Genomic DNA, 19863 nt, shown 5'->3' with positions numbered 1-19863 from the left:
TTGTTTCATGGCGGGCTACGATGTCCGCCATGCGTGTTTTTGTGAACTTGATTCTGGCATCTCTTGCCATGACCGCCGCCGCGATGGTGGCCGCCGCGCCGCTCAGCGCGGCAGAGCCCGCGCCTCAGGCCGAGGTCGCTGCCCTCACCACTCCCAAAGAGCGTGTCGACGCCCTCTTCGCCGATCTCAAGAAGGAAGGCGATGAGGACAAGGCCCGGCAGGTGGCCGATCGCATCCGTCTCGAATGGCAGGATTCCGGCAGCGCGACCGTGAATCTCCTGATGCAATGGGCCAGCAAGGCGATTGCCGATGAGAAGCAGACGGCGGCGCTCGACCTTCTCGACCAGGCGATCGCTCTCGCCCCCGACTATGTCGAAGGCTGGAACCGCCGCGCCACGCTGCACTACCAGATGGGCAACTTCCGCAAGTCGATGTCCGACATAAATCATGTCCTTGCCCTGGAGCCCCGCCATTTCGGTGCGCTCGCCGGCATGGCCACCATGCTCGAGGCCGCCGGGAAGGATGAACTTGCCATGCGCGCATGGCAGCAATTCCTCGACATCTACCCCTCCGACCGGAAGGCGCAGGAGCAACTCGGCGAGCTCGCGGAAAAGCTTGCCGGCAGCCGCACGTGACCGGCACTCGTTAAAAAATGCCCCTCATCCGGCCTGCCGGCCACCTTCTCCCCGCAAGCGGGGCGAAGGGAACGAGCGGCAGGCTCCCATCCCTCCTCGGCCGTTGACAATGGCGCAAGGAACGTAGGGAGGGGACGAAGTTGGCGCCGCGAGTCCCTTCGCCCCGCTTGCGGGGAGAAGGTGCCGGCAGGCGGATGAGGGGCAGTTTCGAAATGCGCTCGATCGAACCGCGGCGGCTCAGATGCCCGATTGGCCGTCCGAGCCGATATAGGCGATGCGCAGCATGTTGGTGGCGCCGGGGGTACCGAGCGGCACGCCGGCGGTAACGATGATGCGGTCTCCCGGCTTGCCGAAGCCTTCCGTCGAGACGATTCGACAGGCGCGGTTGACCATATCGTCGAGGTCGGTCGCGTCCTCTGTGACGACACAGTGCAGCCCCCAGACCACGGAAAGGCGACGGGCCGTCTGGACGATCGGCGAAAGCGCGATGACAGGCACCTGGGGGCGCTCGCGCGCCGCGCGCAGGCCGGTGGTGCCAGAGGAGGTGTAGGTCACGATTGCGGCAAGCTTGAGCGTCTCGGCGATCTGGTGAGCGGCAAGCGAAATGGCGTCCGCGCCCGTTGCCTCCGGCGGCGTGCGCTGAGCGTAGATGATCCCCGGATAATGCGGATCGCGCTCGACGTTGCTGGCGATCGACGCCATGGTAGAAACCGCCTCGACGGGGTACTCGCCGGAGGCGGATTCGGCCGAAAGCATCACCGCATCGGCACCCTCGAACACGGCGGTAGCCACGTCCGACACTTCTGCGCGCGTCGGCACAGGCGAGGAGATCATCGATTCGAGCATCTGCGTGGCGACGACGACCGGCTTGCCGGCTCGCCGGCAGGCACGCGTCAGTTGCTTCTGAAGTCCCGGTACGGATTCGAGCGGCATTTCGACGCCCAGGTCGCCGCGTGCCACCATCAGCGCATCCGAAAGCTCGATGATCTCGTCTATCCGCTCGATCGCCTGCGGCTTCTCGATCTTCGACATCAGTCCAACGCGGCCGCGGGCGATCTTGCGAACCTCGGCAAGGTCCTCAGGGCGCTGGATGAAGGAAAGCGCCACCCAATCGACCTCTCCTGTCGCCAGCACGGCGTCGAGGTCGACGCGGTCCTTGTCCGTCAGCGCGCCGACGCCAAGCAGGGTATCGGGCAGGCTGACGCCCTTGCGATCCGAAATCCGCGTGCCGGAAACGACCGTGGTGACGATGCTCTTGCCATCGGTCTTTTCGGCGCGCAGATGCAGCTTGCCATCGTCGATGAGCAGGCGATGGCCGGGCTTCACCGCTTCGAGGATCTCCGGATGCGGAAGATAGACGCGGCGGCTGTCGCCGGGCACGTCGCGGTTGTCGAGCGTGAATGTCTGGCCGATCTTGAGCTCGACCTTGCCTTCGGCGAACTTTCCGACGCGCAGCTTCGGCCCCTGCAGATCGGCGAGGATGCCGATCGGACGGCCGCAGCGCGCCTCGACCACACGGATCCGCTCGATCAGCGTGCGCATGACCTCATGGCTTGCATGGCTCATGTTGATACGGAACAGATCGGCCCCCGCCTCGTGCAGCTTCTGAATCATTTGCTCGTCGGCCGATGCCGGCCCGAGCGTCGCGAGGATTTTGACTTTCCTGTTCCGTCTCATCAATTCTGGCTTTCCTGCGTGCCGGGCGTGTCGGAAAGCTGAACCATCCAGCTTCCCTGCCGCCCCGTGTCGTATTCCTTGAATCCCATGCGCTGGAAGCCGCGGGCGAAGCAGTCCTGCACGCCGACGATCTTGAACTCGTTCTCGGCCACGCACATGTTGACATCGCCGGTCCAACGGCCGCCCTTGGCCGCATCTTCCGCGTAGAGATAATAATATCGGGACTGAAGTTCGCCCTCGATCAGCGTGGCGCAGGTCGTCGCCGGAACCTGCCACCAGCCTTCCGTCACCCAGCCTTCCTTGGCCCGATAACCGATTGCCACGCCGACCAGAGTCTGCGTCCCGTTGCAGACTCGAAAATCGGCGCGGGCATCGCCGGCAGAGAGAAATGAAGCGGAAATTGCCAAGGAAAACAGGAGGATGGATCCAAACGTCATCGACCCCGGCTTCACTCTGGAAAAAGGATATCTAGACACGGCTTCCTACGGAACTCCGTTTTGATTTGCGTGGCACTTTCTTGCGACGCCCAGCCCCGAAAGTCAACGCAACTCTAATCGATTATAATCGTCATTCCTGTGACGGAACGGCATAAGAGCTTCGCGTTTTTCTTGCGAATGGCGGCTTTGCGTGCAATCAGGTGGGTACCTTCAGCCTGGCAGGAGCGGAATGCAGCACTACTCTCCTTACGAGATCACCGGGGGCGATCCGGCAAAGGGTCTCGTGCTGGTTGCCGACCATGCAATGAACCGGCTGCCGCCGGAATATGGCCGGCTTGGCCTGCCCGAAAGCGCCTTCGAGCGTCACATCGCCTACGATATCGGCATCGAACCGCTGACGCGGCAATTGTCGGCCGCACTTGACGCGCCGGCCGTGCTCGGCTGTTTCTCGCGCCTCCTGATCGATCCGAATCGCGGCGAAGACGACCCCACCCTGATCATGAAGATTTCCGATGGCGCGATCGTTCCGGGCAACCACCCGATCTCGGACGAGGAGTGGCAGAACCGCATAAGGCGCTTTCACCGCCCCTATCACGAGGCCGTATCCGAGACCATCGCCCGGTCCGCCGCCGCCGGCGGAAGAGCGCCTCTCGTCATCTCCCTGCATTCCTTCACGCCCTTCTGGAAGGGCGTGGCACGCCCCTGGCATGCCTCGGTTCTCTGGGACAACGACCCTCGCGCCGTGTTTCCGCTGATCGAACGGCTGGAGGCGGCCGGCGACATCGTCGTCGGCAACAACGAGCCCTATGACGGTGCGCTGCGTGGCGATACCATGTACCGGCACTGCATGGCTCCCGGGATTGCGCATGCGCTGATAGAGGTCCGCCAGGACCTGATCGCCGATGCCGCGGGCGCCGCCGCCTGGGCGGAACGTCTGACGCCCATCCTTGCGGCGCTCAACGGTCTGCCGGAGCTTCATGCCTACCATCGCCACCCGTCCCGTACGGGTGCTTACAGCGACTGAAGAAGAGGAGGCCACACCGATGAGCGAAATCAGCCCGGAACAGCGCACCGCTTTCGAGGCCGCGGCCTTCCGCCGGCTGCTCGAGCATCTGCGCGAACGCAGCGACGTCCAGAACATCGACCTGATGAACCTCGCCGGCTTCTGCCGCAATTGCCTGTCGAATTGGTATCGCGAGGCTGCGGAGGCTTCCGGCGTGCCGATGAGCAAGGAGGAGTCCCGGGAGATCGTCTACGGCATGCCCTATGAGGAATGGCGGACGCAGAATCAGGGTGAGGCCTCGCCCGAGCAGAAAGCCGCGTTCGAGCGCAATCGCCCGAAGGAGTAGGACCTGCGCGGGAAATGCCTGTGTTGTTGCGCAATCGCCCTTGACCTCGGCGGCCGTTCACGGCAGTTCACACCACCCGGAAAATTCATCCCCACAAGGAGACGACCATGTCGGATGCTCACGGCATTGCCCGCGACCAGCTTCGCGCTTTCATCGAACGGATCGAACGGCTGGAAGAAGAGAAGAAGACCATCGCCGACGACATCAAGGATGTCTATGGCGAGGCAAAATCGATGGGCTTCGATGCCAAGATCCTGCGCAAGGTGATATCGATCCGCAAGCAGGACGCCGACGAGCGCATGGAACAGGAAGCGATTCTCGACACCTATCTGCAGGCGCTGGGCATGATCCCTGCCGTCGAAGCCGAGGACGCAGCCTGACGACTCAGCAAAAAGCCCGCCGGCGGACTGACCTGGCGGGCTTTTTATGTTTAGGCGGCAAGCGAAGGTTCAGTTTGTGCTGAACTTCTTCACTTCCATGAAGTTGACGGCGCTGCCGCTGAAGCGCGCCGTATCGACCGCTCCGCTATTGCTGGTAAAGCCGGCCGCATAAACGGTCGTCGGAGCGACGCGGAGCGACTTGCTGACGAAGCGCGGCGCCTTGACCGGCTTCGACAGGGTCGCCACACGGCCCGCCGAAAGTGCCCACTCGGAAATGATCTTCTTCGTCAGTTTAGGTTCCGTGCGGACAGAAGACCGGCTCTTCGCCTCGGCATCCTGCCTCTTGGGACGTGCGCCCTTCGAGGGAGCGTCGGCCTCCGTGTCGAAGACGCTGTCGAAGATCGCCTCACGTGAAGCGGAACCCGGCTGCGGCGCATAGGCGGCGACCTCGATCGCCGGAGAAAATGCAGGCGTCCGATCCTCGCTGGTCGGCGCGGCGAGGGCCACGCGTGTGCCGGCTGCCGGCGGCTGTGCCGCGGAAGCGAGCGCAGGCCGATCCGCGGAAGCGGGAATAGTGACCTCGGCGTGAGCCACGGCCGCGAGTGCCTCTTCGCCGGCCGGACGCATTCCAGGCACCGGCACGAAGCCGAACTCCTGAGCCTGGCCGTCGGCGGAGGCGACGAGCGTCTCGTTGGCGATCAGAGCGTTCATGTCGCGACGGTCGAGCATTTGCGGAACCGGAACCTTGAGCGCGCTCAGATCCGCGAATTCCGAAGGCACGGCCGTCGTCGGCTGCATGGCGGCTGCCAGCGCCTCCTGGGCACTGTTCTTCTCCGGCGCGACGAGTGCAACCGCTACGCCGCCATCAGCCGGGGTTTCCTTGAATGCCGGTCGCACGGCCGGCACCGGTGCGTTGATATCCTGTTCGGCAGGCGCCGCGGTGGAACCGGCAACGCCGGGAAGCGCATCCCGGGCCGCCGGCGCGGATGCGGTCTGAACCTTGGCCGGAGCTTCCTCTTCGGCGCCGCCGGCAGCGATTGCCGCGGGTTCTTCATCCTCGTCGCCGCCTCCGCCGAAGAGCGCAGCGAACAGGTTGCGGCGCTTGCCGGTATCGCCCGGACCCTTGGCGCCGCCGCCTGCGACCTCGATCGCCGATGCGCCGACGCGGCGCTTGTAATCGGCCACCGCCTGCTCATAGCCCGGCAGCGGCCTGCCGTCGGAGGGAATATGCATGGTCTTGCCGTCCGGGAAGAGCCGCGCGAGTTCGTTGCGCGTCATGCGCGGCCAGGCTCGCACGCCACCGACGTCCATATGGACGAAGGGCGAACCGGAAGTCGGATAATAGCCGACGCCGCCCACCTGGAACTTCATGCCGACCTCGCGCAGCGTCTTGAGCTTCACGTCCGGTATATAGAAGTCCATCGCCTTGCCGAGCATGTGCTGGCTCTTCTTCGCGACGCCCTTCGACCGCGACCTCAGCATGCCGTTCGTGGCGGGGGAGCGATAGGCGGAAACGACATGGATGTAGTCGCGAGAACCGCTCTTCTGGTAAACTTCCCAGACGAGATCGAGCAGGCGCGGGTCCATTTTGGTCGGCTCGTTTCGCCGCCAGTCGCGCAGGAAGCGATTGATCTGCTGCAGACCCTTCTGATCGTAGCGACCGTTGCGCTTGTAGGTGATCTGCGCCTTTTCCTTGGTGTGGATGAAATAGAGCTTGAGGGTGCGTGTCTGGCCGGCGGCCTCGACCGGAGGCGCCATGCCGGGTGTGACAAGGGAGCAAACCAGCGCGATGGACGCCAGGACCTGGGGCGCCTTTCGAGCGACCGCCGAGCAGAGTCTGCGCGCAAAGGAACCGACTGGTTCCTCCAAACCGAACAAATTTGGCATTCAATCCCCGTCCGACGGACAACCGTGCTTTGCTGTCTCAGATGACTGTCAAATAAGGTGACAGCATGGCAATTATGCCACAGTGTTCACCGCCCCTTATAATATAGTGAACAGTTTGCTAACAAGGTCTAAACGGCGGTGAACGATTTGCACGGCAAATGAGGTGTGAATGCGTCGATTTTATGCCGCTTCACGCAGGGGATTGTCGGGATCGATGCCGTAATCCTTGAGTTTGCGATAGAGAGTCGAGCGCCCGATTCCCAATTTGCGCGCCACTTGGCTCATCTGGCCGCGGTAGAATTTCAGGGCAAACCGAATCAGTTCCTCCTCGACCTCGGCGAGCTTCCTGACCTCGCCGCCTTCGCTGAGGCTGGCGATGGCGTTCTCCAGACGGCCTTCCGGGGTCTGCTCGGAATGCGCCGGTTGTTCCCGCGCGCCGGCATCGGCCTGGGCGGCGGCGAGCTGACCGGAGGCGGGACGACGTTCCGGGCCGGCTTCCCCCCAGGAGAGACCGGAGCGGTCGGCAACGATGTAGCCCGGTATCTGGGTGGCGACCTGCGGAAAATCCCTGACCGTGAGTTCGTGGCCGTCAGCAAGCACGACGGCGCGGAAGATCGCGTTTTCGAGCTGGCGGATATTGCCCGGCCAGTCATAGGACGTCAGCAGCGCCATGGCACCGCTCGATACCGTCAGCCGCTGATCGAGTCTCTGCTCGGCGGAGAAGCGCTCGACGAAGGCGCGTACCAGAACGGGGATATCCTCCTTGCGCCGGCGCAGCGCCGGAATGGTGATCGGGAAGACGTTCAGCCGATAGTAGAGATCTTCGCGGAACCGGCCCTCGCGAACCTCGGTGATAAGGTCCTTATTGGTGGCCGAGATGAGGCGCACATTCACCTTCTGCGGCTGACGCGCCCCGATCGTCTCGATCTCGCCCTGCTGGACGGCGCGCAGCAGCTTGACCTGTACGTCGAGCGGAAGATCGCCGATTTCGTCGAGAAAGAGGGTCCCGCCGTCGGCATCGACGAACTTGCCGCTGTGCTTTTCGCTCGCGCCCGTAAACGCTCCCTTCTCATGGCCGAAGAGAATGCTCTCGACGAGATTGTGGGGGATCGCGCCGCAATTGACGGTGACGAAAGGCTTCGCCGCCCGGTCGCTCGCCGCCTGGATGGCGCGGGCCACCATTTCCTTGCCGACGCCCGACTCGCCCTCGAGCACGATCGGGATGTTCGACTGAGCAGCGCGGCGCGCGAGATCGATGACGCGGATCATCGCCGGGCTCGCCGAGACTATATCGTCGAAACCGACGGCCCCGCCACGCGGACGCCGCGCGGTTTTGACCTTGCCGTCACGACTCGCCATCTTCAGCGCGTTGCCCAAGGCGATCGACAGCCGCTCCGGCGAAACCGGCTTGACGAGGAAATCGAAGGCGCCGGCCTGCATCGCCTGGACCACCGTCTCGATGCCGCCCTGCCCTGTCTGGACGATGACCGGGATGTCGATGCCACGCTCGGCGAGCGCCTCGAGAAGGCCGTGCCCGTTCATTTCCGGCATCAGAAGATCGAGCAGGATGACGTTGATGATGCCGCCTTTGCGCTGCAGGAGTTCGAGCCCGCTGCGCCCGTTGTCGGCGAGATGCGCGACATGGCCCAGCCGCTCGATCATGTTCGTCAGCAGCCGCCGCTGCACCGGATCGTCGTCGATGACAAGAATATGGGATGTCACGAAAGCCTCCTGCTTGGGACACGCGGGGTACTTTTGGCCAGCATCATGTGCCAAATCATACCGGCCATTCGTCCCACAAACGGCTGAACATCCTGTTTTGAGAAATGCTTGCATTTTATCCATCGCGGGCGGTAGCAATGGGCGCCATGCCGTTGCCTCGCTTCAGGGTTAAGGCCTGTTCAAAACGAGAGAACCGACGATGAATTTTGCCTCGCCACGTCTCGCCGCCTCCGGGCAATCCCTCCTGCGCGCCACGCTGGTCAACTCCGGGGCCGATCAGGCTACCGCGGCGCCGACCGAGCTCGGCGAGCTGCCGTCCTGGCGGCTCACGGACCTCTACCTCTCACCCTCTTCCGAGGAATTCCGCTCGGACCTCGCGAAGGCGGAAGCCGACGCGATCGCCTTCGAAGCGAAGTGGAAGGGCAAGCTGAAGGAGGCTGCCGGCCGAACCGGTGATCAGGGCATCGGCGCGGCCGTGAAGGAATTCGAGGCGCTGGACGACCTCATGGGCCGCATCGCCTCCTTTGCCGGACTTACCTATTTTTCCGATACGTCCAATCCGGCGAACGGAAAGCTCTACGGCGACGTCCAGTCGAAGCTTACCGACATATCGGCGCATCTCCTGTTCTTCTCGCTGGAACTCAACCGCATCGACGACAAGGTGATCGACGACGCCCTCACGACCGACAGCCTTGCCGCCCACTATCGGCCCTGGATTCTGGACCTGCGCAAGGACAAGCCCTATCAGCTCGACGACAGGCTGGAGCAGCTTTTCCTCGAAAAGTCGATGACCGGCGCAAACGCCTTCAACCGGCTCTTCGACGAGACGATCGCATCGCTGACCTTTTCGGTGGACGGCAAGGAGCAGCCGCTGGAAGTGACGCTCAACCTTCTGCAGGACCCTTCGGTCGAGGTGCGCAAGAAGGCCGCGCTCGCGCTTGCGGAGACCTTCAAGGCGAATATCCGCACCTTTACCCTCGTCACCAATACGCTTGCAAAGGACAAGGAAATCTCCGACCGCTGGCGCGGTTTCGAGGATATCGCCGACAGCCGCCATCTCGCCAACCGGGTGGAGCGTGAGGTCGTGGATGCTCTGGCCGCATCGGTAAAGGCCGCCTACCCCCGGCTCTCGCACCGCTACTATGCGATGAAGGCCAAGTGGCTCGGCATGGAGCAGATGGATTTCTGGGACCGGAACGCGCCTCTGCCGGAAACGCCGAACGCGCTTATTCCCTGGAACGAAGCCAGGGACACGGTCCTTTCCGCCTATCACGCCTTCGCCCCGGAAATGGCGGCGATCGCGCGGCGCTTCTTCGACGATGGCTGGATCGACGCGCCGGTGCGACCCGGCAAGGCGCCGGGCGCTTTCGCGCATCCGACCGTCCCTTCCGTGCACCCCTATGTTCTGGTCAACTACATGGGCAAGCCGCGCGACGTGATGACGCTCGCCCACGAGCTCGGGCACGGCGTCCATCAGGTCCTCGCCGGCGCGCAGGGCGCGCTGATGGCCTCGACGCCGCTGACGCTTGCGGAAACCGCATCCGTGTTCGGCGAGATGCTCACCTTCCGCGCGCTCCTCGACCGGACGAAGGACAAGCGCGAGCGCAAGGCGATGCTTGCGCAGAAGGTCGAGGACATGATCAACACGGTCGTCCGGCAGATCGCCTTCTACGATTTCGAGCGCAAGGTGCATACGGCTCGCAAGGAAGGCGAACTGACGGCCGAGGACCTGGGGCGGATATGGCTGTCGGTGCAGAGCGAAAGCCTCGGCCCGGCGATCCGGCTTTCTGAGAGCTACGAGACCTACTGGGCCTATATCCCCCACTTCATCCATTCGCCCTTCTACGTCTATGCCTATGCCTTCGGCGATTGCCTGGTGAACTCCCTCTATGCCGTCTATCAGAACGCCGAGCGCGGCTTCCAGGAGAAGTATTTCGAGATGCTGAAGGCGGGCGGCACGAAGCATCATTCCGAACTTCTGGCGCCCTTCGGGCTCGACGCCACCGATCCGTCGTTCTGGGCACAGGGCCTGTCGATGATTGAAGGGCTCATCGACGAACTGGAGGCGCTTGATAAGGCGTGACCCGCTCGGGCCTTGGTGGCCCCGTCGGACCGAATTGACAGCGACCGACCTCGATGATCGAACACGCGCCCTATGTCCTCTTCCGGGACGACAGCGAGAACCGCACGACGGTTTTCGCCGAGCCTTTACGCGTCATCACGGCACGGACGAGGGCTGAGTTCCACCGCGGTCTTGGCGAAATCGACGCGGCCCATCGTGCCGGCAAATGGATCGCGGGCTTCATGGCCTACGAAGCGGGCCATCTTTTCGAGAAGAAACTGGCCTCCTTCGCGCCGGAGAACCGGGAAACACCGCTGATGTCCTTCGGCGTCTTCGACGCGCCGGCGGAGGACCATCCGCTTGCGGTGCCGCAGCGGCGCACCGAAAACGAACCCTTCCTCCTGGAGCCTCGCGCCGGCTGGGATTTTCCTGCTTATCGCCAGCGCTTCGAAAAGCTGCACCGGCACCTGCGCCAGGGCGATTGCTACCAGGCGAACCTGACCATGCCGATCCACGCGCGCTGGTCCGGCGATCCGCTCGCCGCCTTCTGGTCGCTGATCGAGCGTCAGCCGGTCAAATACGGCGCACTCGTCGCCCTCGACGGTCCGGTCCTGCTGTCGCGCTCGCCCGAGCTTTTCTTCCGCGTCGACGCCGACGGCTGGATAGAGACGCATCCGATGAAGGGCACGGCGCGGCGCGGCTCGAGCCCTGATGAGGATGACGCGATCATCGCGGCGATGCGCGCCGACGAGAAGACGCAAGCCGAAAACCGCATGATCGTCGACCTTCTGCGCAACGACATCTCCCGCGTCACCGAAGTCGGCACACTCGACGTGCCGAAGCTCTTCGACATCGAGACCTATCCGACGGTCCACCAGATGGTCAGCCACGTCAGGGCGAAGCTTCTGCCCGATATCGGCATCGCCGACATATTCGCTGCGCTCTTTCCCTGCGGCTCCGTTACCGGCGCGCCGAAGATGCGGGCGATGGAAATACTGCACGATCTGGAGTCCGGGCAGCGTGACGCCTATTGCGGCGCGATCGGCTACATCGCCCCGAACCGCACGATGCGCTTCAATGTCGCGATCCGCACCATATCCCTCTTTGCCGGGGGCCGGGCTGTGTTCAATGTCGGCGGCGGCATCGTCTTCGATTCCAAGGCCGAGGCAGAGTACGAGGAATGCCTGTTGAAGGCCCGCTTTGCCGTCGGCGATGCCGAGATCGCCCGATGACTGGTTTTTCCCTGATCGAGACGCTGCGCTACGAACCGGAGCATGGCTTCACGAGGCTGCGGCTGCATCTGGCGCGGCTGACGCGCTCCGCCAGGCGTCTCGGCTTTACGGGTGCGGCCGCAGCCGAGTCGGCGCTGGGGCGAGCCGTTTCGGGCGCGCGGGCGCCGCTGCGCGTGCGCCTCACGCTCGACCGCGACGGCAGCATCGACGTGACGACGGCACCATTCGTGCCGCTTGCCGAAGGCGCGGCGTGGCGGGTGCGGATCGCCTCGACGCGGCTCGACTCTCACGACCGGCTGCTCCGGATGAAGACCACGCGTCGGAGCCGCTACGAGGCGGCACGCAGCGAATTTTCCGCGGCGGAGGCCGACGAGGTGATCCTGCTCAACGAAAAGGGGGAAGTCTGCGAGGGCACGATAACTTCGGTCTTTCTCGATGACGGCAGCGGTTATTTGAAGACGCCGCCGATCGCCTGCGGCCTTCTCGCCGGTGTTCTGCGCACGGAGCTCATCTGCCAGCGGCGGGCACGGGTCGAGCGGTTGGCTCCCGCCGACCTCGCAAGCGGCCGTCTTTACATCGGCAATTCCCTAAGGGGTCTGATCCGGGCTGAACTCACGGTCTGATCCGGGCAGCGTATGACGCTTGACGCGATCGCGCCCTTCACGCTTGGCGATGTAAAGCGCCTCGTCCGCGCGTGAATAGATGTCGCCGACGCTGTCGCCCTCGCGATACTCAGCAAGCCCCACCGAACAGGTGTAGAAGAACTCCGGTATGTTCGAGAGCGGCCTGGCGTTGCGGATCTTGTCCAGCAGCCTGTCGAGGATGAGATTCGCTTCGCCCACGGTGGTGTCCGGCAGGATCAGCATGAATTCCTCGCCCCCGATACGACCGAAGCAATCGGAGCGCCGGACGAACTCCTGCATCTGGCGGGCGAAGTCGAGCAGCACTTCGTCGCCCCGGTGATGGCCGTAGCGATCGTTGATCGCCTTGAAATAGTCGATGTCGATGATCGCCACGCATCCCCACATGTGCGGGTTCTCGGCGCAGTTGCGGATGAACTCATTGAGTCTCTCCATCGTATAACGCCGGTTGGGCACGCTGGTGAGTTCGTCCACCTGCGAGGCACGCAGGGCGAAATCGCGGTCCTGGCGAAGCTTGCGCTCCCCTGCGCGTACGTCCGTAATGTCAACGGCGATGCAGAGCATCCAGCCTTTCTGGTCCACGGTCTCCGTCATCCAAAGCCAGCGGCCGTCGTGGAGATCGGTCTCGACGGTGCGGAACGGCACCTTGCCGCGCCTGTGGACCGTAGCGGCGATCCAGGCCTCGAGGTCGTCGGTCTTGAGGACGGTGCCCCTGCCCGCGGCATGGTTGCGACGCATGATCTCCGCCCAGGTCGGCGCCTCGTCTTCCCCGACGTGATAGGCGGACCGAAAGGCTTCATTGGCGTAGCGCAGTCGATCATGCGGATCATAGAGCGCGATCAACACCGGTGTTGCGGCTTGCAGGCCCATCAGGGCCTTGAGGTGATCACCAGTCACGGTCGGGCTGCTCCAGGAAAATATCAATCAGCACGCGAAACTATAGCACGAGGTGCTTGTGGCAAACTGCCCGGATCGTGCTTTTCTGATCGAATCGACCTGAAATCATGACCATATCGGTCCGTCATCGCGACCCTGTCGAAGACAGCCGGTTAAGCAAAGTCTCAAGTGCCGGGTTGACGGGCCGGCTCTTTATTGTGACAGGAAACTGTGCTCTACAGCGCCGCGCATCTATCCAGACGTGCAAAGCCGCTGCAGCGCTTCTTGTTGCCTGCGTGAATCTGCCCGACCATGCAGGCCCCGCCAGGAATTCGAGGCTCGCTTTGCGCGCATGCAAGCATCGCACAGGGACGTTTTCTCAGGAGAAAGACAAAAATGGCAGACACCACCTACCCGGTTTACGGTGAGATCACCGGCCCGATCGTGATGATCGGCTTCGGTTCGATCGGTCACGGCACCCTGCCGCTGATCGAGCGCCACTTCAAATACGACAAGAACCGGTTGATCGTGGTGGAGCCCCGTGAGGATGCCAAGGACACGGAGATCTTCGTGCGCCACGGCGTGCGTCACGTGCGCGCGGCCGTCACCAGGGACAACTACAAGGAACTGCTGAAGCCGCTTTTGACCGAAGGCGGCGGCCAGGGCTTCTGCGTCAATCTCTCGGTCGACACCTCTTCGCTCGACATCATCAAACTCTGCCGCAAGCTCGACGTGCTCTACGTCGACACGGTCATCGAGCCCTGGCTCGGCTTCTACTTCGACGCGGAAATGGACAATGCCGCGCGCACGAACTACGCGCTGCGCGAAACCGTTCGCCGCGAAAAGGAAAAGAACCCGGGCGGCACGACCGCCGTTTCGACCTGCGGCGCCAATCCCGGCATGGTTTCCTGGTTCGTCAAGAAGGCCCTCCTCAACCTCGCCGACGATCTCGGACTGAAATACGAGGAACCGCACCAGGACGACCGTGAAGGCTGGGCGAAGCTGATGAAGAAAGCGGGCGTCAAGGGCGTCCACATCGCCGAGCGCGATACCCAGCGCGCGAAGCACCCGAAGCCGCTCAATGTATTCTGGAACACCTGGTCGGTCGAAGGCTTCATTTCCGAAGGGTTGCAGCCGGCCGAACTCGGCTGGGGCACCCACGAGAACTGGATGCCGAAGAACGCCAAGAAGCACAAGAAGGGCTGCAAGGCGGCGATCTACCTGGAGCAGCCCGGTGCCAACACCCGCGTGCGCAGCTGGTGCCCGACGCCCGGCCCGCAATACGGCTTCCTCGTCACTCACAACGAATCGATCTCGATCGCCGACTTCTTCACCGTCCGCGACAAGGACGGCGAGGTCTCCTACCGCCCGACCTGCCACTACGCCTATCATCCGGCCAACGATGCCGTTCTCTCGCTGCACGAGATGTTCGGCAACGGCGGCAAGGCGCAGCCGGAACTGCACGTCCTGGACGAGCATGAGCTCGTAGACGGGGTCGACGAGCTCGGCGTGCTGCTCTACGGCCATGCCAAGAATGCCTACTGGTACGGCTCGCGTCTCTCGCTGGAAGAAACCCGCCGCATCGCGCCCTACCAGAACGCCACCGGCCTGCAGGTCACGAGCGCCGTTCTTGCCGGCATGGTCTGGGCTCTTGAAAACCCGAAGGCCGGCATCGTCGAAGCCGACGAGATGGACTACAAGCGCTGCCTGGAAGTGCAGATGCCTTATCTCGGCCCCGTCGAGGGGCACTACACCGACTGGACACCGCTCGATGGGCGCCCGGGCCTTTTCCCGGAAGACATCGACACGAAGGACCCCTGGCAGTTCAGGAACATTCTCGTCCGCTGAGGTTCACGCGACGAAGCACGACCTGTCGGCCCGGAGCAGTCCTGCTCCGGGCCTTTTCTTTTGCGAATGTCGAGCGCGCCGCGCGCATGCCCGCTCTTGCTTTCAACTCATGATCGCGGCATGTTTCGCGCACTGCAGCACCCGCGTGTCTCAAAAGACGCACAACGGTCGCTGCGGTGCTTTGAAACGCCGCACAATTGCACCCGGATCGGTTCCGATCCGCGCAATTATGCGGTAGAGCGGGGACAGGAAAGCATGAAGCGGTTTTGCGTTCGCATCCCGCTCAACTCGTGACGCGGGAGAAACGCCGATGAAGCCATTCGCCATCCTCACCCTCCTGGCAACTGCCGCCGCGCTGGCATCCTGTCAGTCCCAGCCTCGGGAACTCCGGCCAATGTCTTCGGCGCCGCAGGCGACGGGTGTCGAGGGTTCCTGGGTCGATCCGAACGGCATCGTCTCCACTTTCGCAGGCGGCACCTTCTCGACGCGCACGACCGACACGAACCAGCTTCTCGCCTCCGGCAACTATGTAAACGTCAGCCCGACGCTGGTGGAAATCAACATGACGTCGCTGGTGCGCAACACCCAGTCCAAGGTCAACTGTGCGCTGGCAACGCCGGCGCAGCTGAACTGTACGACTGACTCCGGCGCACAGTTCTCGCTGGCGCGCCGCGGCTGAGGCCTCCGGCCCCACGAGCAAGGCCCCTAGATCACGATGTTTTCAGGTCGGGTCGGCCTAAAAACATGAACGTGATCGATTCCTAGAAGTTGAGACGCGGGATGCGGGCGGAAAACCGCGCACACTTTTCCTCATCCCGCTCTCCAGCGGGGCCTTTTTTCTCTTCGAGTGGGCTTAACCTTATCTGAAATCCGGCAAAGAAGGCATGCGTTTGCGGCTTGAAGTCGATCTCGACTGGTGAAAACATCCGCTACAGCGCGGCGCGTCTTACCTGGAACTCGGCCGACAGCACACAGGAGCAGACCATGATCAGACACATGCGGACGGGCCTCTTTGCCGCTTCCCTTCTCGCGCTCTCGTCGGGCGCAGCTTTTGCCGATTATGAATTGAACATCCTGCACATCAACGACCTTCATTCGCGCATCGAATCGATCAACAAGTTCGATTCGACCTGCTCGGCCGAGGAAGAGGGCAAGAACGAGTGCTTCGGAGGCGTCGCCCGCCTCAAGACGCTGATAGACCAGAAGCGCCAGGAACTGACGGGCAAGAACGTGCTTCTGCTCAACGCCGGCGACAACTTCCAGGGCTCGCTCTTCTTCACCACCTACAAGGGCGCCACCGAAGCGGAATTCCTCAACCTGATGAAGTTCGACGCGATGACCGTCGGCAACCACGAGTTCGACGAAGCCGAAGACGGCCTTGCCAGCTTCCTCGACAAGGTCGCTTTCCCGGTCGTCACCGCCAATGTGCTGCCGAGCCACAAGTCGAAGATCGGCGACCGGATCAAGCCGTCGATCGTGCTCGATGTCGGCGGGCAGAAGATCGGCATCGTCGGCGCAGTGGCCAACGACACGCCGGAGCTCTCGTCGGTCGGGCCGGACATCCTCATCGGCGAGGACGTGGCAACCATCACCAGCGCGATCGAAGAGGTCAAAAAGCAGGGCGTCAACAAGATCATCGCGCTCACCCATGTCGGCTACCCGCGAGACCTCGCGGCGATCGCCAAGATCCCGGACGTCGACGTGGTGGTCGGCGGCCACTCCCACAGCCTGCTTTCCAACACCGACGAAAAGGCCGAAGGCCCATACCCGACGATGGTCGACAATCCCGGGGGCTACAAGGTGCCGGTGGTACAGGCCGGCTCCTACAGCAAATATCTCGGCGATCTCGTGGTGACGTTCGACGACAGCGGCGTGGTCAAGGCCGCCAAGGGCGACCCGATCCTCGTCGATTCCTCCGTAAAGCCGGACGAGGCCGTGGTCGCGCGCGTCAAGGAACTCGCCAAGCCCATCGAAGAGTTGCGGTCGAAAGTGATTGCCAAAACCGAGGCGCCGATCGACGGATCGCGCGAGACCTGCCGCGCCAAGGAGTGCGAGATGGGCAGCCTCGTGGCCGACGCGATGCTCGATCGCGTCAAGGGCCAGGGCGTGACGGTCGCCATCACCAACGGCGGCGGCTTGCGCGCTTCGATCGACGGCGGCGACGTGACGATGGGCGAAGTCATCACCGTCCTGCCCTTCCAGAACACGCTTTCCACCTTCCAGCTGAAGGGCTCCGACATCCGCGCAGCCCTGGAAAACGGGCTCAGCCAGGTCGAAGAAGGCGGCGGGCGCTTCCCGCAGGTCGCGGGCCTCAAATATTCCTTCGATCGTTCGAAGCCCGCCGGCAGCCGCCTCGTCAGCGTCGAGGTCAAGGAGGGCGACGCCTTCGCAGCACTCGATCCGGAAAAGACCTATTCGCTGGTCAGCAACAATTTCATGCGCGGCGGCGGCGATGGGTATGCGGTCTTCAAGGACAAGGGCGAGAACGCCTATGACTACGGCCCGGGCCTCGAAACCGTGCTTGCGGACTATCTTGCGGCGCATCAGCCGTTCAAGCCCTACACCGACGGCCGCATAGCAGAAGTGGCTGCCGCGCCGGAAGCGTCGCCGAGCGCTGCACCGGAGCCGGAAGCCGCCGCAAAGCCGGCCGAAGGCGGAACGGCCGCCCCAGCCCCGGAGCCTTCGGCCGAGGCAGCGGCCGCAGCCGAAGGTCCGCGCAAGCACGTCATCGTCCGGGGCGACACGCTGTGGGACCTCGCCCAGTCCTTCTACGGCAGCGGCACCGAATGGAAGCGGATATCGTCGGCCAATGGCGATCCGGCGCCGCGGGCGCTCGAAATCGGCCGCGAGCTGGAGATCCCGGCCGAGTAAGACAATTTGCCTCGACATTTGCGACCGGCGCGGGCTTTCCCGCGCCGGTATTTCTTTTTAGAAGGATTTGAAACTGCCGCGCAGCCACGCAGAAGCGCGGCCGCCTCACGAGAACCGGGATGACAGCCATGGATGCGAACACCGAACACCCCGCCGTCGGCTACGGGAAGCTGGGCGTGCTCCTGGTAAATCTCGGCACGCCGGACGGCACCGACGTGACCTCCATGCGCCGCTATCTCAGGGAGTTCCTGAGCGACAGGCGCGTGATCGAATGGTCGCGTCTCTTCTGGTATCCGATCCTCTACGGCATCGTGCTCAACACCCGGCCGCGCAAGGTCGGCAAGGCCTACGAGCTCATCTGGAACAAGGACCTGAACGAAAGCTGGCTCAGGACCTACACGCGCAACCAGGCGGCACTGATGGCCGAGGCCTTTGGCGGCCAGCCGCAGGTCGTCGTCGACTGGGCGATGCGCTATGGCCAGCCCTCGATCGCGTCGCGCATCGAGGCGCTGCAGAAGGCCGGATGCGAGCGGATTCTCGTTTTCCCGCTCTATCCGCAATATGCCGCAGCCACCACCGCCACCGTCAACGACAAGGCCTTCGAGGCCCTGCTCAAGATGCGCTGGCAGCCGGCGCTCAGAACCGTGCCGCCCTATCACGACGACCCGGTCTATATCGATGCCCTGGCCACCTCGATAAACAAACATCTCGCGACTCTCGATTGGGAGCCGGAACTCGTGCTCGCCTCCTTCCACGGCATCCCGAAGAGTTATTTCGAAAAAGGCGACCCCTATTATTGCCAATGCCAGAAGACTGCGCGGCTGCTCCGCGAAAAACTCGGCTGGCCGCAGGACAGACTTCAAGTCACCTTCCAGTCGCGCTTCGGCCCGGAAGAGTGGCTGCAGCCCTATACGGACGCCACCGTGGAAAGACTGGCCAAGGAAGGCGTGAAGCGGATCGCCGTCATCAATCCGGGCTTCGTTTCCGACTGTCTGGAGACGCTCGAAGAGATCGCCGGCCAGGCCGCCGAGAGCTTCCACCATAACGGCGGCGAGAAATTCGCCCATATACCTTGCCTGAACGACAGTCCCGAAGGCATGGCCGTGCTCAACCATGTGGTGCGCCGCGAGCTTGAGGGCTGGCTGTAAAGTTCATCCGGTTCCGCTCGGTGCTTGAATTATCCCGGCGAATCGCCACCTGATCACTCGGGCGCGACTCCAAACGCTGGAGTTGCAAAAGGAAGGGGCTGTCATGGGCGGTATGGATATCGCAGTCGTCGCATTCGTCGTTGTCGTGATCCTCGTGCTCTTTGCCGGGATCAAGACGGTGCCGCAGGGCTACCGATATACGGTCGAACGTTTCGGCCGTTACACGAGGACGATGGAGCCGGGGCTGAATCTCATCGTCCCCTTCATCGATCGCATCGGTTCCAAGCTGAGCGTGATGGAGCAGGTGCTCGACGTTCCGACGCAGGAGGTCATCACCAAGGACAATGCGAGCGTCTCCGCGGATGCGGTCGCCTTTTACCAGGTATTGAACGCCGCACAGGCGGCCTACCAGGTCGCCAACCTGGAAAACGCGCTCCTCAACCTGACGATGACCAATATCCGCTCCGTCATGGGTTCGATGGACCTCGACGAACTCCTGTCGAACCGCGACACGATCAACGATCGATTGCTCCACGTCGTAGACGAGGCCGCCAATCCCTGGGGCATCAAGATCACCCGCATCGAGATCAAGGACATCGCGCCGCCGAAAGACCTGGTCGACGCCATGGCCCGGCAGATGAAGGCGGAGCGCGAGAAGCGCGCGCAGGTGCTCGAAGCCGAGGGCTCGAGAAATGCGCAGATCCTGCGTGCCGAAGGCGCGAAGCAATCGGCGATCCTCCAGGCCGAAGGCCAGCGCGAGGCCGCCTATCGCGAGGCGGAGGCGCGCGAGCGCCTGGCCGAGGCGGAGGCCAAGGCGACCCGGATGGTCTCCGAGGCGATCGCCGCCGGCGACGTGCAGGCGATCAACTATTTCGTCGCGCAGAAATACACCGAGGCCCTTGCCGCGATCGGGACGGCGAATAACCAGAAGATCGTCCTGATGCCGATGGAAGCCTCGTCGCTCATCGGATCACTCGGCGGCATAGGCGCGATCGCGAAGGAGGTCTTCGGTGAAGGCACCGCGTCCTCCCCGCGCCAGCGCCAGTCCACGCCCCGAACCGGTCCGTCCGTTCCCTCGGAAACGCCCTGAGGATCGCC

General features: G+C 63.3%; 17 protein-coding genes. 12 read left to right on the top strand and 5 right to left on the bottom strand.

Going from position 1 to position 19863, the window contains the following annotated elements:
* The first annotated feature begins 20 nt into the window (after nt 1-20).
* A complete protein-coding gene (locus tag JOH52_RS08955; RefSeq protein WP_010970192.1) occupies nt 21-635 on the top strand; it encodes a tetratricopeptide repeat protein in 615 nt (204 codons plus the stop codon).
* A gap of 237 nt (nt 636-872) precedes the next feature.
* Here the strand turns inward: JOH52_RS08955 and pyk are convergent, their stop codons facing one another.
* A complete protein-coding gene (gene pyk, locus JOH52_RS08950; protein ID WP_003531041.1) occupies nt 873-2312 on the bottom strand; it encodes a pyruvate kinase in 1440 nt (479 codons plus the stop codon).
* On the bottom strand, nt 2312-2749 hold the full coding sequence (locus JOH52_RS08945) for a DUF1036 domain-containing protein (protein ID WP_003531042.1): 438 nt from the start codon (nt 2747-2749) through the stop codon (nt 2312-2314). Before JOH52_RS08945 ends, pyk begins: the two co-directional genes overlap by 1 nt.
* A 229-nt stretch (nt 2750-2978) precedes the next feature.
* On the opposite strand from JOH52_RS08945, the gene JOH52_RS08940 reads away from it, so the two are divergent.
* The 3 genes from JOH52_RS08940 to JOH52_RS08930 all read left to right on the top strand — a co-directional run bounded on the left by JOH52_RS08940 (nt 2979) and on the right by JOH52_RS08930 (nt 4478).
* On the top strand, nt 2979-3773 hold the full coding sequence (locus tag JOH52_RS08940; protein WP_010970193.1) for an N-formylglutamate amidohydrolase: 795 nt from the start codon (nt 2979-2981) through the stop codon (nt 3771-3773).
* A 19-nt stretch (nt 3774-3792) separates the two neighbouring features.
* Entirely contained in the window at nt 3793-4098 is a 306-nt protein-coding gene (locus JOH52_RS08935; RefSeq protein ID WP_010970194.1) for a DUF1244 domain-containing protein, read from the top strand.
* 107 nt (nt 4099-4205) lie between these two features.
* Nucleotides 4206-4478 (top strand): DUF2312 domain-containing protein, encoded by a 273-nt coding sequence (locus tag JOH52_RS08930; protein WP_010970195.1) that lies wholly within the window; start codon nt 4206-4208, stop codon nt 4476-4478.
* Nucleotides 4479-4547: 69 nt separating this feature from the next.
* Here JOH52_RS08930 and JOH52_RS08925 read toward each other — a convergent pair whose 3' ends face one another.
* Entirely contained in the window at nt 4548-6365 is a 1818-nt protein-coding gene (locus JOH52_RS08925) for a peptidoglycan L,D-endopeptidase MepK (protein ID WP_003531050.1), read from the bottom strand.
* A gap of 180 nt (nt 6366-6545) precedes the next feature.
* Nucleotides 6546-8087 (bottom strand): sigma-54-dependent transcriptional regulator, encoded by a 1542-nt coding sequence (locus tag JOH52_RS08920; RefSeq protein ID WP_003531053.1) that lies wholly within the window; start codon nt 8085-8087, stop codon nt 6546-6548.
* A gap of 199 nt (nt 8088-8286) precedes the next feature.
* Here JOH52_RS08920 and JOH52_RS08915 point away from each other — a divergent pair, with 199 nt between their 5' ends.
* From JOH52_RS08915 to JOH52_RS08905, 3 genes are read left to right on the top strand one after another with little or no spacing between them, the layout of a single operon-like run.
* Nucleotides 8287-10170 carry a M3 family oligoendopeptidase gene (locus JOH52_RS08915; protein WP_010970197.1) on the top strand — a complete coding sequence of 628 codons (1884 nt, stop codon included), beginning with the start codon at nt 8287-8289 and terminating at the stop codon, nt 10168-10170.
* Nucleotides 10171-10223: 53 nt separating this feature from the next.
* Nucleotides 10224-11381, top strand: coding sequence for an aminodeoxychorismate synthase component I (locus tag JOH52_RS08910; protein ID WP_003531057.1), 1158 nt, complete (start codon nt 10224-10226; stop codon nt 11379-11381).
* Complete coding sequence (locus tag JOH52_RS08905) at nt 11378-12004, top strand: aminotransferase class IV family protein (protein ID WP_003531062.1); 627 nt, start codon at nt 11378-11380, stop codon at nt 12002-12004. Before JOH52_RS08910 ends, JOH52_RS08905 begins: the two co-directional genes overlap by 4 nt.
* Here JOH52_RS08905 and JOH52_RS08900 read toward each other — a convergent pair.
* On the bottom strand, nt 11969-12919 hold the full coding sequence (locus tag JOH52_RS08900) for a sensor domain-containing diguanylate cyclase (RefSeq protein ID WP_003531064.1): 951 nt from the start codon (nt 12917-12919) through the stop codon (nt 11969-11971). The two genes, JOH52_RS08905 and JOH52_RS08900, sit on opposite strands and share 36 nt — an antisense overlap.
* A gap of 375 nt (nt 12920-13294) precedes the next feature.
* Here JOH52_RS08900 and JOH52_RS08895 point away from each other — a divergent pair, with 375 nt between their 5' ends.
* From JOH52_RS08895 to JOH52_RS08875, 5 genes are all read left to right on the top strand, one after another.
* Nucleotides 13295-14746, top strand: coding sequence for a homospermidine synthase (locus JOH52_RS08895; protein ID WP_010970200.1), 1452 nt, complete (start codon nt 13295-13297; stop codon nt 14744-14746).
* A gap of 310 nt (nt 14747-15056) precedes the next feature.
* Nucleotides 15057-15425, top strand: a complete 369-nt coding sequence (gene omp10, locus JOH52_RS08890) for an outer membrane lipoprotein Omp10 (protein ID WP_003531074.1) — start codon at nt 15057-15059, stop codon at nt 15423-15425.
* Nucleotides 15426-15730: 305 nt separating this feature from the next.
* Complete coding sequence (locus JOH52_RS08885; protein ID WP_010970201.1) at nt 15731-17617, top strand: 5'-nucleotidase C-terminal domain-containing protein; 1887 nt, start codon at nt 15731-15733, stop codon at nt 17615-17617.
* A gap of 128 nt (nt 17618-17745) precedes the next feature.
* A complete protein-coding gene (hemH, locus tag JOH52_RS08880; RefSeq protein ID WP_003531079.1) occupies nt 17746-18765 on the top strand; it encodes a ferrochelatase in 1020 nt (339 codons plus the stop codon).
* A 103-nt stretch (nt 18766-18868) separates the two neighbouring features.
* The gene (locus JOH52_RS08875; protein WP_003531115.1) at nt 18869-19855 is read left to right on the top strand and encodes an SPFH domain-containing protein; all 987 of its coding nucleotides are present in this window, start codon (nt 18869-18871) and stop codon (nt 19853-19855) included.
* The last annotated feature ends 8 nt before the right edge of the window (nt 19856-19863 follow it).

The sequence above is a fragment of the Sinorhizobium meliloti genome, from assembly GCF_017876815.1.
In the GTDB taxonomy this organism is placed as follows: Bacteria; Pseudomonadota; Alphaproteobacteria; order Rhizobiales; family Rhizobiaceae; genus Sinorhizobium; species Sinorhizobium meliloti.
This window is presented reverse-complemented; position numbering and strand designations above follow the sequence as displayed.

Excerpts from the sequence above, each read along its gene's own strand:
- JOH52_RS08955 (WP_010970192.1), top strand. The coding sequence starts at position 21 with ATGTCCGCCATGCGTGTTTTTGTGAACTTGATTCTGGCATCTCTTGCC.
- pyk (WP_003531041.1), bottom strand. The coding sequence starts at position 2,312 with ATGAGACGGAACAGGAAAGTCAAAATCCTCGCGACGCTCGGGCCGGCA.
- JOH52_RS08945 (WP_003531042.1), bottom strand. The coding sequence starts at position 2,749 with ATGACGTTTGGATCCATCCTCCTGTTTTCCTTGGCAATTTCCGCTTCA.
- JOH52_RS08940 (WP_010970193.1), top strand. The coding sequence starts at position 2,979 with ATGCAGCACTACTCTCCTTACGAGATCACCGGGGGCGATCCGGCAAAG.
- JOH52_RS08935 (WP_010970194.1), top strand. The coding sequence starts at position 3,793 with ATGAGCGAAATCAGCCCGGAACAGCGCACCGCTTTCGAGGCCGCGGCC.
- JOH52_RS08930 (WP_010970195.1), top strand. The coding sequence starts at position 4,206 with ATGTCGGATGCTCACGGCATTGCCCGCGACCAGCTTCGCGCTTTCATC.
- JOH52_RS08925 (WP_003531050.1), bottom strand. The coding sequence starts at position 6,365 with ATGCCAAATTTGTTCGGTTTGGAGGAACCAGTCGGTTCCTTTGCGCGC.
- JOH52_RS08915 (WP_010970197.1), top strand. The coding sequence starts at position 8,287 with ATGAATTTTGCCTCGCCACGTCTCGCCGCCTCCGGGCAATCCCTCCTG.
- JOH52_RS08910 (WP_003531057.1), top strand. The coding sequence starts at position 10,224 with ATGATCGAACACGCGCCCTATGTCCTCTTCCGGGACGACAGCGAGAAC.
- JOH52_RS08905 (WP_003531062.1), top strand. The coding sequence starts at position 11,378 with ATGACTGGTTTTTCCCTGATCGAGACGCTGCGCTACGAACCGGAGCAT.
- JOH52_RS08895 (WP_010970200.1), top strand. The coding sequence starts at position 13,295 with ATGGCAGACACCACCTACCCGGTTTACGGTGAGATCACCGGCCCGATC.
- omp10 (WP_003531074.1), top strand. The coding sequence starts at position 15,057 with ATGAAGCCATTCGCCATCCTCACCCTCCTGGCAACTGCCGCCGCGCTG.
- JOH52_RS08885 (WP_010970201.1), top strand. The coding sequence starts at position 15,731 with ATGATCAGACACATGCGGACGGGCCTCTTTGCCGCTTCCCTTCTCGCG.
- hemH (WP_003531079.1), top strand. The coding sequence starts at position 17,746 with ATGGATGCGAACACCGAACACCCCGCCGTCGGCTACGGGAAGCTGGGC.
- JOH52_RS08875 (WP_003531115.1), top strand. The coding sequence starts at position 18,869 with ATGGGCGGTATGGATATCGCAGTCGTCGCATTCGTCGTTGTCGTGATC.